Origin of the sequence: Streptomyces sp. Inha503, assembly GCF_047215865.1 — a bacterium.
GTDB classification, from domain to species: domain Bacteria; phylum Actinomycetota; class Actinomycetes; order Streptomycetales; family Streptomycetaceae; genus Streptomyces; species Streptomyces lycopersici.
This window is the reverse complement of record NZ_CP178360.1, coordinates 4,413,410-4,430,594: the sequence shown is the minus strand read 5'-3', so window position 1 is coordinate 4,430,594 and position 17,185 is coordinate 4,413,410. Positions and strand designations below refer to the sequence as shown.

The 17,185-nt window shown below is 65.4% G+C and carries 15 protein-coding genes and 2 pseudogenes; 9 read left to right on the top strand and 8 right to left on the bottom strand.

The features are described from left to right. Window positions 1–1,087: 1,087 nt before the first annotated feature. The 3 genes from ACJX2R_RS18520 to ACJX2R_RS18510 all read left to right on the top strand — a co-directional run bounded on the left by ACJX2R_RS18520 (window position 1,088) and on the right by ACJX2R_RS18510 (window position 5,672). Entirely contained in the window at window positions 1,088–1,285 is a 198-nt protein-coding gene (locus tag ACJX2R_RS18520; RefSeq protein WP_413101038.1) for a hypothetical protein, read from the top strand. A 64-nt stretch (window positions 1,286–1,349) separates the two neighbouring features. After that, entirely contained in the window at window positions 1,350–3,890 is a 2,541-nt protein-coding gene (locus ACJX2R_RS18515) for a tetratricopeptide repeat protein (protein WP_413101037.1), read from the top strand. A 1,089-nt stretch (window positions 3,891–4,979) separates the two neighbouring features. Continuing rightward, a complete protein-coding gene (locus tag ACJX2R_RS18510; protein WP_413101036.1) occupies window positions 4,980–5,672 on the top strand; it encodes a DUF488 family protein in 693 nt (230 codons plus the stop codon). Here the strand turns inward: ACJX2R_RS18510 and ACJX2R_RS18505 are convergent. From ACJX2R_RS18505 to ACJX2R_RS18495, 3 genes and pseudogenes are all read right to left on the bottom strand, one after another. Then, entirely contained in the window at window positions 5,669–6,583 is a 915-nt protein-coding gene (locus ACJX2R_RS18505; protein ID WP_413101035.1) for a hypothetical protein, read from the bottom strand. The genes ACJX2R_RS18510 and ACJX2R_RS18505 overlap by 4 nt on opposite strands. Window positions 6,584–6,825: 242 nt before the next feature. Continuing rightward, window positions 6,826–6,971, bottom strand: a pseudogene (locus ACJX2R_RS18500) (GntR family transcriptional regulator); the annotation flags it as partial. Between the two features lie 270 nt (window positions 6,972–7,241). Further along, window positions 7,242–7,736, bottom strand: a complete 495-nt coding sequence (locus tag ACJX2R_RS18495; protein ID WP_413101034.1) for a helix-turn-helix domain-containing protein — start codon at window positions 7,734–7,736, stop codon at window positions 7,242–7,244. A gap of 258 nt (window positions 7,737–7,994) precedes the next feature. On the opposite strand from ACJX2R_RS18495, the gene ACJX2R_RS18490 reads away from it, so the two are divergent. Further along, entirely contained in the window at window positions 7,995–8,147 is a 153-nt protein-coding gene (locus ACJX2R_RS18490; protein ID WP_413105892.1) for a helix-turn-helix domain-containing protein, read from the top strand. A 224-nt stretch (window positions 8,148–8,371) separates the two neighbouring features. On the opposite strand, the gene ACJX2R_RS18485 is transcribed toward ACJX2R_RS18490, so the two are convergent. The 3 genes from ACJX2R_RS18485 to ACJX2R_RS18475 all read right to left on the bottom strand — a co-directional run bounded on the left by ACJX2R_RS18485 (window position 8,372) and on the right by ACJX2R_RS18475 (window position 11,104). Then, window positions 8,372–9,460, bottom strand: coding sequence for a methyltransferase domain-containing protein (locus tag ACJX2R_RS18485; RefSeq protein WP_413101033.1), 1,089 nt, complete (start codon window positions 9,458–9,460; stop codon window positions 8,372–8,374). Between the two features lie 790 nt (window positions 9,461–10,250). Further along, complete coding sequence (locus ACJX2R_RS18480; protein ID WP_413101032.1) at window positions 10,251–10,490, bottom strand: hypothetical protein; 240 nt, start codon at window positions 10,488–10,490, stop codon at window positions 10,251–10,253. Then, window positions 10,487–11,104, bottom strand: coding sequence for a hypothetical protein (locus ACJX2R_RS18475; RefSeq protein ID WP_413101031.1), 618 nt, complete (start codon window positions 11,102–11,104; stop codon window positions 10,487–10,489). Before ACJX2R_RS18475 ends, ACJX2R_RS18480 begins: the two co-directional genes overlap by 4 nt. Window positions 11,105–11,322: 218 nt before the next feature. Between ACJX2R_RS18475 and ACJX2R_RS18470 the strand changes: the two genes are divergently transcribed. The 3 genes from ACJX2R_RS18470 to ACJX2R_RS18460 are packed head-to-tail and all read left to right on the top strand — an operon-like array spanning window position 11,323 to window position 12,958. Then, complete coding sequence (locus ACJX2R_RS18470) at window positions 11,323–11,583, top strand: hypothetical protein (protein WP_413101030.1); 261 nt, start codon at window positions 11,323–11,325, stop codon at window positions 11,581–11,583. Continuing rightward, window positions 11,555–12,082: a DUF6879 family protein gene (locus ACJX2R_RS18465; RefSeq protein ID WP_413101029.1), complete on the top strand. Its 528-nt coding sequence runs from the start codon at window positions 11,555–11,557 to the stop codon at window positions 12,080–12,082. Before ACJX2R_RS18470 ends, ACJX2R_RS18465 begins: the two co-directional genes overlap by 29 nt. Before the next feature lie 24 nt (window positions 12,083–12,106). Further along, window positions 12,107–12,958 (top strand): helix-turn-helix domain-containing protein, encoded by an 852-nt coding sequence (locus ACJX2R_RS18460; RefSeq protein WP_413101028.1) that lies wholly within the window; start codon window positions 12,107–12,109, stop codon window positions 12,956–12,958. Window positions 12,959–12,971: 13 nt separating this feature from the next. Here the strand turns inward: ACJX2R_RS18460 and ACJX2R_RS18455 are convergent, their stop codons facing one another. After that, window positions 12,972–13,778 carry an SDR family NAD(P)-dependent oxidoreductase gene (locus ACJX2R_RS18455; protein ID WP_413101027.1) on the bottom strand — a complete coding sequence of 269 codons (807 nt, stop codon included), beginning with the start codon at window positions 13,776–13,778 and terminating at the stop codon, window positions 12,972–12,974. Between the two features lie 89 nt (window positions 13,779–13,867). On the opposite strand from ACJX2R_RS18455, the gene ACJX2R_RS18450 reads away from it, so the two are divergent. Both ACJX2R_RS18450 and ACJX2R_RS18445 read left to right on the top strand, forming a co-directional pair. Then, a complete protein-coding gene (locus ACJX2R_RS18450; protein ID WP_413101026.1) occupies window positions 13,868–14,719 on the top strand; it encodes a helix-turn-helix transcriptional regulator in 852 nt (283 codons plus the stop codon). Window positions 14,720–14,821: 102 nt separating this feature from the next. Beyond that, entirely contained in the window at window positions 14,822–16,054 is a 1,233-nt protein-coding gene (locus ACJX2R_RS18445; RefSeq protein WP_413101025.1) for a pentapeptide repeat-containing protein, read from the top strand. Window positions 16,055–16,092: 38 nt separating this feature from the next. Here the strand turns inward: ACJX2R_RS18445 and ACJX2R_RS18440 are convergent. Then, window positions 16,093–17,118, bottom strand: a pseudogene (locus ACJX2R_RS18440) (phosphotransferase family protein); the annotation flags it as partial. Window positions 17,119–17,185: the final 67 nt, after the last annotated feature.

Sequence of the window (17,185 nt, the reverse complement as noted above, 5' to 3'; positions counted from 1 at the left end):
CGTACTGGGACTGCGGACGGCCAACAGACGCCGAAACCGTCAGCAACGTCAGCACAAATCGCTGACCTGTGGAAATACCTGTCAGCGCGGCGTCAGCAACCGTCAGCACTGTCAGCACAATTCCGAGTTGTGCTGACAGTGCTGACATCTGCTGACGCCCGTCAACGCAACAAAAAAAACAGCTCAGCGATTTGTGCTGACGTTGCTGACGGTCCAGCGGCTGTACCAGCCTCCAACGAGCGGCCGAGCACTGGAAGTAACTGTGCTGAAGGCCGTTCTGGTGGCCTGTCCTCGGCCAGTGACCACCGCCGGGCGGGCAACATTCGTTGTGCTGGTCGGGAGAACAGCGCCATCTTGGCGACGGGCAAACGGGCGGCGAGAACGACCGATGATTGTGCACACCGGCCGCCCGAACTGCCTTGTGCCGTAGGCCGGTCATCTCTGCGCCCGGCAGTTGCGCTCTGAGCTTGGGAAGCTGTGGTCATTTATGGTTGGTGAGGGCGCTGCCTGGGCGAACGGCCGCGATGCAATCTCGTCGGGCATGGCTGCTTTCACCGTGATTCCCCGCTGTTCCCCGCTCGTTCTGGTGCGGATATGGTGCGCACCTGCGGCGGCAGCCACTCAGGGGCGCCTACCACCTCTGAGGGCTACTGCACGTCGGTCCCTCCACTTGGCGGCTCAACTCATCACATGGTAGCGGTTCACTCCCGGAGCGAAGATACGCCAGCCGCTCACAAGATCTGTGCCTGCGGGCTGCGACACCCACCGGTCCGACGAGCCTGGCGCACACCTTGCCGACGCTGCTGCAGTTGTGTCCATGCATCCTCCGGAATCAAGTGCCTGCGTGCTCTGTCGTCTGCCATCCTGGCAACAATGGTGCGCAGTAGTGGGGAGAGTTGGTCATGGCGCCGGAGCTTCGTCAGGCCCACAGGGGCCCCAAGAGAACCATGCCTCCGGCGACGTCGGCGGCCCCATCGTCCAGGCACGCACGATCTACCGCAACGTGAGCTTCCAGGCTCCTACACCTGCGCAGCCTGAAATGCCGCTACACATAACGGTCAAGCCTCGGCATAGCCGCACCCTCGATTTGATCTTCGAGACCGACGGCGGAGAACATGAATTCATCAATAAACCCCTGGGGGCGGAAGTCTATGTGGAAGCACTCACAACCCAGGCTGTGATCCTTCATCGCCTGCGCCAGAATGGCCCCATTTTGCCGGGGCGCGATATCTCCGAAATCACTTCAATGCCCCGGGCCAGTAGGAATCCAGAGTATCGTGCTTGATTATTGCTTCAAGTCAGTGCAGGGTATGCATTGGGGCGAGTGATCGTAGTCACGTAGGGAGGAATTGGAAACGTCAGGCAATGGTGATACCGAAAACACTCTTGCTGGTGGCAGCGTTCACGGAGCGGTGATCCAGGGCAGGGATTTCCATTTTCATGGGCCGGTTGTTGCCAATAACTCATCTGAGAGGCATGCAGCAGCGCACCTGCATTCCGATCGTTGGCCAATAGTGAATTCATGGAATGCGTTAGCAGCGGGAGTGCATCAAAGCCGGCAAGGGGACGATGGAAATGCGGTTCCACCATACGTTGAGCGTGTCGTAGATCTCGCTCTCAGAGATCGCCTCGTCAACGCAGCCGAATCGGGCGGCCTTGTGCTCGTAATCGGCGACTCCACTGCTGGTAAGACACGTACTGCCTACGAAGCACTTCGAGCTACTTTGCCGGGGTACCGTATTCTGGTGCCAGAAATCGGAGATGATTTTGATGTAGTCTCTGATGCGGTAGCGAACTCTGAATGCCCTTGCATAGTTTGGCTGGATGACCTCGAGGATTATCTCGGACCTCAGGGACTTAGCCCCAGAGTGGTCCATGAATTAGCGCGGCTGAAAACCCCCGTGGTTGCCACGATGAGAACTCAGCAGTACGAGACGTTTCGCCCAAGACAGGAAGCGGCCGTTCATAGCGGAAATGAGATTTGGTATGCTAAAGCCACCGGTACTAGGGTCTTGAAACTTGCCGCAGTCATTGAATTAGAACGCGTCTGGGACGCTGAAGAGTTAAGACGAGCTCAAGCTTGCAGCGATCCGCGAATTATCGATGCGGTCGCCCATCATGGCCCATTTGGGATCGCAGAATACCTTGCTTCCGGGCCCGCGCTCTTGCATGAATGGCATGGCGCCTACAGGGCCGGTGCGAACCCTCGTGGTGCTGCTCTAGTTGCTGCTGCTGTAGATCTATCTCGCACCGGGCTGCGATCCCCCTACCGCCTAAGCGCCCTGAGGCCGTTGCATGAAGCTTATTTGATGATGAAGGGGGGAAGCTTATTACGTCCTGAGTCGCTGGAAAGTGCAGTATCTTGGGCATCTCAAATTCGTTTTGGTGTCACCAGCATGCTTCTGCCCGTGACAGAAGATGGTTGGGCCGTGTTTGACTATCTCGTTGACCATACAAGCAGCGAAATCCCTTCATCTGTTTGGGGAGCCGCGCTAGCCTACGCTACTAGTGATAGCGAGCGCTTCATCATTGGCGTCAACGCCAGTCGTGCAGCGCCCGACGTTGCACTCTCCGCCTGGCGTCCTCTTGCTGACAACGGTGTTGCAGCCGCTGAATTCAATGTCGGAGTTCTCCTGCGTGAGCTTGGTAAGGCAGAAGAGGCTGAGCTGTGGCTCCGCCGTGCACTCGCTTCGGGATATTCTGATGCCGCAATTAACCTGGGCATTTTGCTGGGTGAAACAGGCCGCGTTGAGGAAGGCGAGAAGACGCTTCGCCTTGTTGAGGGTAGTCCTTTGGGGGCTATGAACCTCGGAATCCTGCTAGCGTCAACCGGCCGAACCGAAGAAGCGGAAGTAACGTATAGGCGCGCACTTGATGGCGGATTTCCTTACGCCACGCCTCTTGCAAATTTGCTAATGATCCAAGGGCGCTACAAGGAGGCCGAGGAGATGTTCTTACGTTCCCTTGGCGCTGGAGATTCGGACGCAGCAGTAAATTTCGGTAACCTACTGCTAGAAATGGGACGCGTCGAAGATGCGGAGGCAATGTATCGGCAGGGCGTAGAAACATCTTCTCCTAGCGCGGACTATAATCTTGGGCTCCTTCTAGCTAAATTGGGGCGGGATGAAGAGGCGGCGAGGATGTATCGGAGTGCAATCGATTCCGGAAATATAGAAGCCGCCTTTAATCTGGGGAACCTCATGGTTAAGAGTAAGAATCTAGGAGAGGCTGCAGAGCTCTTCCGCTTGGCGGTACGTTCTGGGCATACTGGCGCTGCGGTAAACCTTGGGAACTTACTGGCGGATAAAGGGCGCATTGAAGAGGCAGAAAAGATGTACCGCCATGCGGAGAGCCTCGGAGATCCTAGTGGTGCCTTGAATCTTGGCATCTTGCTATGCGATCTTGGACGGCCAGAAGATGCGGAGAATGCTTATCGTCGCGCGAAGGAGGCGGGCAGCGTTGACGCAGTTGTTAATCTTGGAGCTTTATTGATGGATTTTGGACGCCACGACGAAGCGGAACAACTGTTTCGGGAGGCGTTGTTCGCTGGCCAGTCAGATATGGCTGTGAACCTTGGAGTTCTGTTTTCCAGGCTGGGGCGAATCGAAGAAGCCGAACGTATGTTCAAGGATGCCATTGATTTCGGCTACACGTCCGTTTCCGTGAATCTCGGGAATATGCTCATGGCGGAAGGGCGGCTCGAGGAAGCGGAAATGACTTTCCGGGAGGCGTTGAGTAATGGGAACTTAGGTGCGGCTAATAATCTTAGTGCCGCGCTGCTGCGTGCTGGAAGGATCGAAGATGCGGAGTATTGTCTTCGACAAGCGATGGAGGCAGGGGACTCCCAGGCCGCAGCAAACCTTGCAATTCTGTTGCGTCACTATGGGTAAAGGATCAGAGTGGATCGAAAGTGAGTTTTTAGGTGAGTAAGAAGACTACGGAGATCGGTGGAGCGGCTTTGGTGCGAGTGATCATGGCCCCGTAAGCTTGTGGCGCGTCGGGCAGTCTGTGGACTTGCCCGGTAAAGCACGACGTTGGGGCCATGATCTGCGAGGCTCGCGCCAAAGTGGCTCGGTAAAGCCGTGGGGCTGACTCTGTCTCGGGAGGTCAGGCCTCAGGAGCGGCTACGGATCACCGCATGCCGGCTCACTCAAGACGTCCGGCTGGCTAGATCAGCACCAACGTCTTACGACGCCATTAGGAGCGCAGGCCCACCCGGGCCTGCCCGCGCGGGGGAGCGGAGCGAGCCGCCTTGATGCCGTGGCGATGGTCGTAACGCGTGTTGGTGATCGACTGCTACTACAGAAGCGCTAGTTGTGCTGTTTCGGGAGATTGGTGCCGCCTCAGTGGTGGGCAGCCAGCGATGCGGCGAGAGCTCGGAAACCGGGCCGTTCGCCGCGCGTACACGCGGCGAACGGCGTCACCGGCTTGACGGTCCGGAAGCCGCGTCGGCGGCGCCCTGGTTCTTGAGGAAGCGGCCCACTGCCAACCTGCACAACCCAAGGCGGCGTACGAGGGAAAGTCTGGGCTTGGTCACCCGTCGGCCATGCGGTGCCACCTGCGTAAACGCCTCAGCACTCCGGAGGGAGGCCGCAATACTTCCCGCAGATGACCCCGCAAGGGATCTTGCAACCGCTAGCGCAATGGATCTCGCACTTACGCCGCCCGCCGCGATACCCGTCGCCCATCGACCACTCCGGAACGGATGGACGACGATCGGTGGATTGCCCATGAGGTCAGGGTGCATAGCGTGGTCTTCGACACCCTCCGGGCGGTTGCCCGGGAAAAGAGCCAGCTCACCAGACGGTTTGTGATGCGAACCGATCCAGGGGTATCCCGACAGCGGGCTGGATGGGTGGCTGCGTGCCTCCCTTGAGACAGCACAGTCAGTGGGATCGGGTGACTCCCGCACAGGTGTGTCGTTCCTCAGGATGGCCCCGTAACGATGCCCATTTAAATGGGAGATAGGATGCCGGATCGTGGCCGGACGACCATCAGCAAACAGTATCAAGCGAGCCCAGGGCCGACGGCTCGGTGCTCGTGTGCGCCGACTGCGCGAAGCACGCCGCTGGAGCCGCGAGCATTTGGCTGCGGTCGCCAGCATCCCGGCTCGTACCCTCGAACGCATCGAGTGTGAAGGTACAGCCAACCCTGGCTTCTTCACTGTCGCTGCACTTGCCGAAGCTCTCGACGTGCAGCTCGGCGTGCTCCTTCAGGCCGCCCGTGGAACCGCTGATGCCGGCGTAGTCTCAGTCGGCTACGAGGGCAGAACCATCGACGGCTTCGTCGAGGCCCTGGCCGAACGTGACGTGCGGACAGTCGCTGACGTTCGCCTTACCCCAATCAGCAGGAAGCCCGGATTTAGCAAGACTCGTCTTTCCGGTGCGCTGTCCGAGGCTGGCATTGCCTACCGGCATCTGCGTGCGCTTGGTAATCCCAAGGACAATCGCCCTCCTTTTTGGAATGGCCGCGCGGAAGAGGGGCGTATGGTATTCCAGCAGCTACTCACAGCCGACCCGGGTGCCCGGCAGTTGGACGAGCTACTCGCTCTGGCTGCGGATCAGACTGTTGCTGTGCTGTGCTTCGAGCAGGATGAAGAGCGATGCCACCGCAAGGTCATCTGCGATATTGCGAGGGACGGTCACGGCCTTACTGTTACCGCCCTGGACTAGAAGAGCTGGCCTTGATCCATGACTCCACTCGGCGGATAGAAGGCGCCGAGTAGCATGAACTGTCCTGGCCTCTTGTGCAGGTTGCCGACGAAGAAGTGCAAGTCGCGCCTTGGACCAGCGATCTCTGTGAACCACTTCTGCCGGATCTTCTCCTTCAGCACCTCGGGGGAATATAGGCGGCGCCACTTAAGGTAGGCTGCTCCGGCCTCCCAGTCGAGCAGGCCAATTTCATGACCCCGGCACCGAGAATCATTACAGCGAAAGCGGTAAACGAAGCGATACGGCATGGCCTCTAATTTCTTTCGCTCCTGGTCAAAAATATTCATCTGTGAGGCCATCATCTCCTGCCACGCTGACCGGTCGTCCGCCTTCAGTAGCCGAAAATCTTTCACCTCAGCTGGCCGGAAGACCCCAAGCGATGTCCCCCGCGCCTCCTGCTCTCGTTTGATCGCGCACAGCGACTCCGCCACTAACGGACGAACCCAGCGAGCGCGGCGCTCCCAGTTCCCGTCTGTGGGAACGTGTCCGACGACCTTGATCGAGTCCAACCTAGGCCTTCGACTCTCCGGCCGTGGGTCCTTGGCGTGATCTACCACGTCGACCTCAATCAGGTCGTACTTGTCGAACTGCCGACCTTGCTCAAGATCTCGAAACGGCACGGGGAAGAGCCGGACGTGCTGCGGTACGCCCGTATCCACGCGGACTCCCGCCACGCATACTGTCTCGTCGTACTGTTTCGAAAGCGTCGGGTATGCCTTAACGGTCACCATCACCCGGATCCGCTCAGCCTGCATCAGAGCCCCCCAGCCATCCGATCCTGCCTCCTCCAGGATCGGCCTGAGCGTGGGTCTCGCGAAAGACCGCCTCCCGACCGGCACCCGAGCCCTCGTGGTTTGGTCATCAACGGCCACGTCGGCGAGCGCACTCAGTCTGGCTCTATGAGGTCCGCAATGGTGGTCAGTCGGGTCTCGACGCTTAGCAAAAGTCTGCGAGCACGCTCTAGTTCTTCCCGCGCGCGGCGTAGCTCATTGATGAGCTGGTCACAGCGGACGCCGCTCTGGCATTCCTGCGCTTGCGCCCCTTCTCCTGGCGTGTAGTCCGAGCGTACGAATACGCCAGCTCCTTTGCGAGCGTGGGCGATACCATCCTCTTACAGGACACGGAGAGCCTGCCGTGCTGTCATGCTGGCCACACCGTACAGAGACCTGATCTGATTCTCTCCAGGCAGTCGCTCACCTGGAGCGTATTCGCCAGCGTCGATCGCATTCAGATCATTGGCGGTCTTTGGTACTTGGGCTGGGGGCTCTCGGTGTTACTGAGCTTGCTGGCGTGATGTCGTCATGGTGAGTCTGGTTCCGGCGAGACAGCGTTGATGAGTTCGCTGCGGTATTGGATCTGGCGGAGGCCGTGTCGAAGGGCGCGCATCAGATGTCGGGGGCGTTGAAGGCGGTGTTGGCCTGGCTGCTTGCGTCGCAGTAGCCACCAGATGCCTTCGACGGGGTTGAGGTCGGGTGTGTGTCCGCGCCTGGTTCAGAGGCGGGAGGGGGCGGCGTCATCGAGAAGCCGGCTTCAACCTCGAAGCACAGCCAAGCCACGAGCGCCGCCGCGGTGTTTCCACGCGGGGCCAGATCTCCTTGACCCAGCCCGTGACGGCTTCCTGGTTGCGCTCGGTCGTGCGGCGGCCGGGACCTGATGGCTGACGCCGTGCCGGTGCAACATATGCGCGATGGCCGACAGGGTCACGCTCTTGTGGAACCGGCGCCCGATCAGCGTTTTGATCCGGGCCAGCGTCCAGGTCTGATTCGGCCAGCCGTGCGCCACCGGCCCCTTGGCCACTTCCTGCTCCAGCACCTCAAACAGTGCCTCGCTCAGCTTGGGCCTGGATGCCGGCCCCTTCGACTCAAGGGCTGACGTCCGTGCTCCCAGGCCTGGCGCCACCCGCTGTACCGAGCCCACGCTGACACGTAGCTCCTTCGCGACCGCGGCATTGTCGTGTTCCAGGGCGAATAACTCGGCTGCCTGCATCCGGACGTGCTCGCGAAACGCCCGTCGCTCTGCGGTCAACCCGCCTCCTTGCGGATACCTCATGCAACCGGGCTGCATCGGCGACCACCGCTTGTCAGCCACGACATCACGCCAGCAAAGTCAGTAACGACGCAATGAGGCGGATTCCTGAACGCCGCCACCGCGCCGCTTCTGTGAACCCGTGCGCCCGCAGCAGCTGGCGCGGGGTTCAGTCTGCGATTTACCACATGTGGTAAGGACTTCTCCGTGTAATCGCCCGAGCGTAGGAAGGCGCCGCCCGACGATCTTCCGCCCTGGATTCAGCAACACCGCTGGGCGGTTGGGCAGCGGCTTCGCACCCTGCGTCTCGACAAAGGGCTGACGCAGATGCGGTTGGGTGCGCGGGTCGGGATCGACAACAAGACCATGAGCCAGATCGAGAACGGCCGGTACCCGACGTCGATCGACTAGATCGCCCGCCTGGCGCGGGCGCTGAACTTTCCCTCCTACCGCCTGTTCCGCGACTGTGATCCTTGAGCCTTGCTGGTCCGTGCAGTACCCAATTAGATGCTGACTCGGACAGTGTCCACCAGCGGGTACCTGTTACGTGCCGTCGAACAGTGGGGGAAGATCGGCGTCCCCGCCCGTGCGCCACGGGAGCGACACACGGACGGGACCGGGATCGGTCCAACCTGTCAGCCGAGGGGCGTGTCAGGTGAGCGGAGCCAGAGTCGCTGTCCGCCGAGGGACACGGTCAGCCCGAAGTCGCCGGAGTCCGGACTGCCATCCTGCACGTACGCGTCGTACACGGTGGTGACCTCGTCCCACAACCGGCGTGGGCCGTAACTCCACACCTCCTCCTGGGTGATCGTGGCCGCCGACCCGTTCCGGTCGTGGAGCCAGATCCGATATCCGCCGTCCGGTGCTCCGTCGGCCATGACCACACCCGGCAGTCTCGCGCCCGCGTAGAGGGCGAAGCCGAGGCCCGCCATGGTCTCGACGGGAAGCTCGCCGGTGCCACTGCGCCGCCCGGTTCCACTGTCCACCGGGGCATCCGGGCCAGGACGCTCCGAGCGCATCGGCATGAACCGGGCACCGCCGACGAACCGGCCGGAGGCCGCCCCATCACCGCCCACGTCGAGCCGTACCAGCGCCCCGGACCAGAAGTCTCCCGCCAGCGGGGCGAGGATGAGCCCGCCCGGTTCGGTCTGCCGTACCCATGCGTAGGGGATGCGGCGCACCGAACAGGTCGCGATGATCCGGTCGTACGGTGCCCCGGCCTCCCACCCCCGCGCGCCGTCGCCCCACACGGCGTCCGGGCTGTATCCGGCCTCCTTGATGGCCTTCGCGGCCTTCTCCGCCAGCACCGGGTCGACCTCGACTGTAGTGACGTTCTGGCTCCCCAGGCGGGCGGCGAGCAGGGCGGCGTTCCAGCCGCTGCCGGTGCCGATCTCCAACACGCGCTGCCCGTCGGCGACCTCCAGCGCGGCGAGCATGCGCGCCACCATCGTGGGCATGGAGTTGGACGAGGTCGCGATTCCCGGGCCGTTACTCTGCCCGTCGTCGACCTGCGTCACGATCGGCACATCGCGGTAGACCAGGTCCCACCAGGCCGCGTTCGTCGTGACAGGAACGCAGGTGGCCCGCTGCTCCCAGATCTCGCCGGGGATGAAGTGGTGGCGCGGGACGGCGTCGAAGGCCAGACGCCAGGCGTGCGGGAGTTCACCGGATGCGGCCAGGGCGCCCAGGAGTGCCGTATGGCGTTGTCGCCAGTTGTCGGTCACGTTCCCTCACTTCTGCCTCGGCGGTGGTGTGCCGTCCGGCGGGGGCGTCGGCGGGGGCGTCCACGGCTTGATCGGGGCGGGGTCGCCCTTGTGCTTGTTCTCGACAGTCACAGTTCCAACCTCCTGAGTACGGGCGCTTGGGCGTCCGTGTAAAGGCCCGCCCTGGTCGGCCGTCCTCACCGATACGGGGGCGGCCAAGGCGGGGGCTTCTTCTGTGGGGACTCCGGCCCTCGCGATCCCCATCTCGGGGGCCGGAGTCCCCGCCCTGCGGTAGACAGCCGTGCCTGGCTGCACCGACCGCAGGGTGCCTAGGAGGGTGGGTCGCCAGCGGCGAAGCCCCGGGGTGGGGGATCCCCGGGCGCCGGCGGCCCACCCGGTCTATGGGCCCGGGGTGCTCGCGAAGCAGAGCCAGACCACGAGCACCAGCAGCCACGAGCACCAGCAGCGCAGGGACCACGCTGAGCAGCAGGCCCATGCGGGCGGCGCGGAAGGCGAGCAGCCTGCCCCGCGTCGCGAGGGACGGTCGGCGGTGACTCATCCGGGGCCTCCCGGTCCCTTCGCCTCTCCCGGCGGGGTGGGGGTGGCTGCTCGGGCCGCACGTGCTTGCACCGGCCCTGCCGCACGCCCGTCACCGTGGGATAGCGGACCGTGTCGCACGTGGTACAGACAGCCGGCCAGGGAACGCTCGCCAGGCCCGGGTGAGGACCCAGGGGCACGTAACCCGACGCGCGGATACGCCGTTCCGCCCACACGGCGCGCCGTCGGGGAAACGACGACTTCGTCCAAGCGCTCACCCGCGACCACCACCCTGCCGAACCGCACCGGCGCACAGCGGTCGGCACACGTACAGCTCGACTTCCTCTTTGGCGACGCCCCCGCAGGTCCACACGACCGTGCCGAGCAGCTGGTCGGCGAGCAGCCGCTGTCCACACAGGGCGCAGTTCCAGCCCTGGAGTTGGGGCCCGGTCAGAGTTTCGGGGTCCGGCAGCTCGATGCCCGGGAGCAGGGAGGGCTGTTGGCAGGTCGTCATCGGCGCCGCCGCCCCTCGTGCTCGGCCGCGCCCGCGCTGGTGAGGCTCCGCGGGCGACGCTTCGAGTAGAGCGGCGCGTGGGCGGGGCAGGCGTAGGTGGCCTTGCCGAAGTCGCCGCCGCTGTCTTCCGCATCGACTGGGATCGGCTCGTCAGTGGGGAGCTGGCAGCGGTAGCAGAGTTGCCTGCCGTCCGGCTCCGGGCCGACGACGTCGTCGAGCGCCTGGCGCAGGGCGCGGACCAGGTGATTGGTGTCGGTCAGGTACCGGTCCGGGCCGAGCGGGATCCGCCAGTATGTCTGGTGCTCAGCGCCCCAGGAGGCGGGCGGTACGCCGAGGAGGGTGCCCTCGTCGGCGAGTTCGGTGAGGATGCGGACCTGGCGCATGCGCCAACTGCGGGCGGTGGAGGTGTCGATGCCGATGAGCCAGTAGGTCTTGCCGTAGGTGTCGTCCTGGATGACGGCTCCGGACCCGGCGCCGAGCAACTCCAGCGCACGGTCGGCGACGGCGGTGGGCGCGGAGATGGCGTCCCACCATTTGCCCACCGGTAACACCTCGACGTCCTCGGTGTTCGGCGGTGTCCACCACGGGAGGGCTTGGGTCGTAGAAGTGGCCATGCTGGCGCTCCTTGTGGCGTTGGCCGCGCCCCGGGAGGCTCCGCCGCCTCGCCGGGGTCTCGTCGTACCCGCAGACGCTAGGAGCGTGACGTCTGACACAGCTAGCCATGTACACGAATGTTCACACGAGTCTTCTCCCAGATCGCGACCTTGACGTACCGCGCCAAACGGCCGACGGTGGTGTACATCTGTGCACACCAAGAGCGTCGGAGGCGGCGATGACACTACGGTTCATCGGCATCGACCCGAACACTGGAACAGGCGAGAGCCCCACGGTGTGGGTCGACAACAGCAACAACGACTTGGTCATTCAAGGGTGGAAGCCAACGCCTGAACTCGAAGCTCAGTGCGCCTCGTTCGAGGTGCCTGGGCACGCGGCGGGCATCCCCGAGCACGAGGCAGTTATCCGCATTCCGGCCCGCATGGTGCCGATCTTGAGGAAGGCATGCGATGCCGCAGAAGGTACCGAGCTTCGATGAACTGCTCGACAGCGCCCAGCACTCCGCCGTCCACCTGGAGATGCGGGACGCCTATGGAGTCGTGAGCGAGGCCGCCGACTTCAACCGCTGGAAGAGCACCGGAGAACGGGACACCAACCCCGACTCGCCGTACTGGGCGCCCTGGGTGGCGCTGATCCGCCGCACCGTTGCCCGCGGCGTCGTCGTGCGCCGGACCCGCATCGTGTCCGAGCCGGTCAGCGACTACATCCGGTACGAGCACGCCGGAACGGTCGTCAACATCCACGCTGGTGAACGGGTGCGGTGGCTCGCCCGCCGACGCGCCTCCGACATCGCGCTGCCAGGAAACGACTTCTGGCTGATCGACGGCCGGCTTATCCGGTGGAACCACTTCACTGGCGATGGTGCTTCCGGCGGTGGGGAGATGAGCGAGGACCCGGGCGCGGCGAAGCTGTGCGCCGAGGCGTTCGAGACGTCGTGGGCGCGTGCAACCGCCCACGAGGACTACGAGATCCGCTAACACGGAAAGGCGCACGGTCAGCTCATGCCCACCTCGCCGTCCTCCTCGGCCCAGGCCGCGCGCGAGCGGGTCGCGCAGCGCCTGCGGGACCTACGTGCCGACGCGGGCATTACCGGCACTGAGCTGGCCGTGCGCTGCGGCTGGACGCACCCCAAGACATCCCGCATCGAGAACGCGCGCACTCCGCCAACACCCGACGACGTCCGCCGCTGGTGCCGGGCCTGCGGCGCTGAGGACCAGGCCGCAGACATCATCGCTCAGTCACGGGATGCCGAATCCCTGTACGTCGAATGGCAGCGCAAGGTGCGCGCGGGCCTGAAGCGTCTCCAGGACAGCTACGTGGAGCTCTACCAGTCGACGGAGTTGTTCCGGATCTACTCGCCCACCCTGGTGCCCGGCCTGCTACAGACCGAGGGGTATGCTCGCGCTCTGCTGTCCACCAATAGCCGTCTGCTCGACATTCCCGACGATGCCGAGGACGCTGCGGCCGCACGCCTTGAACGCTCGCAGATCATCCACCAGCCGGGGCACCGGTTCGTCATGCTGATCGAGGAGGGCGTCCTCCGCTACCAGCTGGGCGACGAGGACGCGATGGCCGCACAGCTTGGCTACCTGCTCACCGCTGGGGCTCTTCCGGCCGTATCGTTGGGGATCATCCCCAGCGCCACGCGAGGGCGCGTTCTGTGGCCTCAGGAACTGTTCCACGTCTATGACGACGCCCTGGTGTCGGTCGAGTTGCTGGCCGCGCGGGTCCAGGTCACCCAGCCCTCGGAGATCGCGCTGTATCTGAAGGCGTTCGAGCAGCTGCGCAGCATGGCCGTATACGGGGCCGAGGCGCGGGCGTTGATCCTGAAGGCCATCGAAGCCCTGCACTGACCCCGGGCACGGCTCACGACGCCTGCATGCCGCCGTCGACGGGGAGGACCACTCCGGTGACGTAGGAGGCGCGGTCGCTCAGCAGCCAGGCGGCGGCCTCGGCGATCTCCTCGGGCTCGGCGGCGCGGCGCAGTGGGGTGCGGGCGTTGAGCTGGGCGATGACGCCCGGGGATTCCGCTTCCCAGCCGCGCATCATCTCGGTCAGCGTGGTGCCGGGGGCGATGGCGTTGACACGGATGCCTTCCGGGCCGAAGGCGACGGCGGCCGACTCGGTGAGGCTGTGGACACCTCGCTTCATCGCGCTGTACGCGGGCAGTACGGGGTTGCCCCTCCAGCCGCCGACGGACGAGGTGTTGACGATGGCGCCCGTGCCTGCGGTCGCCCTGATCGCGCCGACCTGGGCGGCCAGGGCCAGCCAGACGCCCTTGAGGTTGACGCCGTACTGCTGGTCGAAGTCCGGCTCCCGCACCTGGTCCATCGGGCCGATCCGCTGCGTGCCGATGGCCCCGTTGTTGAACGCGACGTCGAGTCGGCCGTACACCTCCACGGTGCGGTCGACGGCGGCGCGCACGCTTGTCGCGTCCGCCAGGTCGCACACCGCGTACTCCGCGGTGCCGCCCGCCGTCCGGATCTGTTCGGCCACCGCTTCGAGCTGGTTCTCCGTGCGGGCCGCGAGCAGGACCCGGGCGCCTTCCCGGGCGAACAGCCGTGCCGCGGCGGCGCCGATGCCGCGGCCGGCTCCGCTGATGAAGGCGACCTTGCCGGTCAGCAGGCCCGGCGCGGCGGGGCTGGGGGTGTCGGTGGTCTGTGCGTTGTTCATGCCGATGAGCCTGTGTCCGGCCGCGCGCCCTCATCCAGGCACCGGCGGTACCTGGATCGGCTCCGTCGGCCCCGTGCACACTCGGGACCATGGACAGACGTGAGCTGGGCGGCTTCCTGCGCAGCAGGCGCGAGCGGATCACCCCGGCCGATGTGGGGCTGCCCGCCGGGCCGAGGCGTCGTACCCCGGGGCTGCGGCGCGAGGAGGTGGCGCAGTTGGCATACATCTCGACCGAGTACTACACGCGGCTGGAGCAGGCCCGCGGCCCGCGCCCCTCGCGTGAGGTGCTGGCCGGTCTGACCCGTGCCCTGCGCCTGTCGGACGCCGAGCGCGCCCATCTGCACTACCTCGCCGGCGCCCCGCCCGCACCGCCGTCAGGGCCCTCCCGCGAGGTGCGCCCGAGCATCCTGGACCTGCTGCGGCGGCTGCCGCACGCCGCGGCACTCGTACTGTCCGCGGCCTATGAGGTGATCGCGCACAACGATCTGGCGGCCGCCCTCCTGGAGGACTTCTCCGCCCTGCCCCGGCACGAGCGCAACTTCCTTCGCCGTACCTTCCTCGATTCGCGAGTGGGGGACCGGCAGTGGTACAGCCGGTCCGGTATGGACATCTTCGGCCGTACCGCGGCCCGGCACCTGCGGGCCGCCGCCGCCCGCTACCCCGACGACCCCGAAGTGGCCACGCTGGTGGATGACCTGCTCACCGGCAGCGCGGAGTTCGCCCGGCTGTGGGCCGCCTATGACTTGTCGGTCGAACCCGCCCCGCACAAGACCTTTCGGCATCCCCTGATCGGTCCCATCACGCTCAACTGCGATGTGCTGGACATCGCCGACCGGGACCAGCGAGTCGTGATCTACACGGCCGACCCCGGCTCCCCGGCGGAGGAGGCGTTGCGGCTGCTGTCGGTGATCGGCACACAGCGCATGGACGTACCCGGCTGACCGCGACCGCTGTTCTACGCGCGAGGAAGCGGCCGCGACCGCTGTTCCGCGCGCGAGGAAGCGGCTGCAACCGGATGGCCGCCACGGCGGTCTTGTTGATGTGTGAGACCACACCTGCCCTGGCGCCGGGCCGAACGGCGCGGTCTGCGCCTCTGGCCCGTCGGAACCGTCCTCGCTCTGTCCTTCGCCACCGCGATCGCCGTGGCGGGCGCGGTCTTCTTCGCCGGTTGGGACCTGCTGGGGGCCCAGGGACTCAGGTCCGAGCGCCGCCTCACCTCGCAGACGCTCTTCGACCTGGTGAAACTGTCATTCGGAGCTGTCGCAGGGGCCGGTGCCCTGGTCGCCCTGGTAGTGGCCTACCGACGGCAGCGTGTCGACGAGGACGGCGCCCAGCGTGAGGCCACCCGACTGCACACCGAGCGTTTCACCACCGCCGTCTCCCAGTTGGGGGAGGAATCCGCCGCCGTGCGCCTCGGCGGCGTCCACGCCCTGGCCGGTCTTGCCGATGACGCTCCCACCCGCCAGTTACGCCAGACGTGCATCGACGTTCTGTGCTCTTACCTCCGCCTTCCATACACAGCTGAGACCGACCTCCCGCAGGACGACGCGGATGCCCGGCACGCGTACCTGGCTCTGCGGGAAGTCCGGCACACCGTCATCCGCCTGATCCGCGACCACCTCCGCCTTCCGCCCGAGCATCCCCACTCCTGGCAGGGGCACGATTTCGACTTCACCGGTGCCACCTTCGACGGTGGAGACTTCTCCGGAGCAGTGTTTTCGGGAGGTGCGGTGAGCTTCGCCGACGCGATGTTCACCGGCGGCACGCTCAGCTTTCGCCGTGCGGTGTTCTCGGGCAGCATGGTCCGGTTCGACGGCGGGACGTTCTCCAGTGGTGCGGTCAACTTCTCCCGCGCGGTGTTTTCGGGCGGCATCGTCGGCTTCTCCCGCGCGGTGTTCTCTGGCGGCACAGTCAGTTTCACCGGCGCGAAGTTCTCCGGCGGCACGTTCAGTTTCTCCGACGCCGTGTTCTCCGGTGGGGCGGTCCACTTCGTCACCGCGGTGTTCTCGGGCAGCACGGTCCTCTTCGACCACGCGGTGTTCTCCGGCAGCGAGATCCACTTCAGTGGCGCGAAGTTCTCCGGTGGCGCGGTCGAATTCTACGGCGCGACATTCGACGGCGGCGCGGTCGTCTTCTCCGCCGCGGTGTTCAACGGTGGCACGGTCAACCTCTCCGACGCGCGCGGTGTAGCGCCGATTGGCCTGGCCTTCTCGCCCGGATCACCCACGCCGACCGGGCTGGTCCTACCTTCGGTGTGGTACTCAAGAGAGCCCTGACAGGGGCCGATATCGCCCTGGCGGCCCACGCGAGGCCAGGGCCGCCGCGAGGGTAGTGGTCGGAGCGTGGGCCAGCGGGTGAGCATCGCGCCGCGCATGGCCATGGCGAGCCGGCCCAGATGCTCGAGCTCGCTGCCGCTCGTGGTCATACGGCCGACGATCCCGAGGCGGTGGACGAGCCGCTGCCGGGCCGTCGCCGTGCCCCACCGCCAGTCCCCCTCGGGGACTTTGGACAGGTGGTCGGCGGTTCCCCGGTGGGCCCGCTCGACGAGCGCGTCGCCGCGGAGCAGCCAGCCCGCGCACGCGTCGGTGAGATCGTCCTGGACATCGGTGCCTGTCGCATGGCGCCAGGCCGTGCGGTAGGCGGTCTCCGCCGCGTCCAGCAGCGGCTGAGCGGGGGCCGTGGCGCACCAGCAGGTCGGGAAGCCGATGCGAAGGTAGGCGAGTTCCACGAGCCCAGTGCCGAGCGCGGCCTGTTCGAAGTCGATGAACCTGACCCCGCCGCCGGTGTGGATGTCGTTGCCGGGGCAGGGGTCGCCGTGCAGCAGGGCGCGCCCGGGTGGCTGGGTCAGGCGGTTCACGAGGTCGTCCAGCTCGGTCCGTACCGCGGATGGCACCGTGCGGCCGAGCGTCCGGGCGAGCCCGAGGAAGGAGCCGATGTCCTCTCTTGTGGGGCCGGACCAGGCGGGGAGGAGGCCGACGTCGTCAGGGCCGGTGGCCGCGTGGAGCCGGGCCAGCGCCTCGGCGTAGTCGATCACCCAGTCGTCGGCCGGTGGTCGATCGCCCAAGTCCTCCAGGACCAGCACCCGTTCGTCGGGGTCGGTGCCGAGGAGCCGTGGCGCGACGGGTGGGTCGACGCGGGACGCGAGCCGTAACGCGGTCACCTCGCGGGCGTATCTCCCGGCGGCCTCCGGGCCCGCGATGAGCTGTTTGACCACCACCGGTGTGCCGGACAGCTCGGCCCGCCACACGTGTGATCGCGGGCTGCTGTCCAGACTGCGAGCCCGGCGAGGCGAACCCAGCTCAGCCCGCAGCTTCTCCCCGAACGGCGGCGGTGGGCACATGGCCCGATCCTCCCATGTGCGCGAACGCCGCCGCCGGTGAACAGGGGAGGCGGCCGGCAGAGATGGA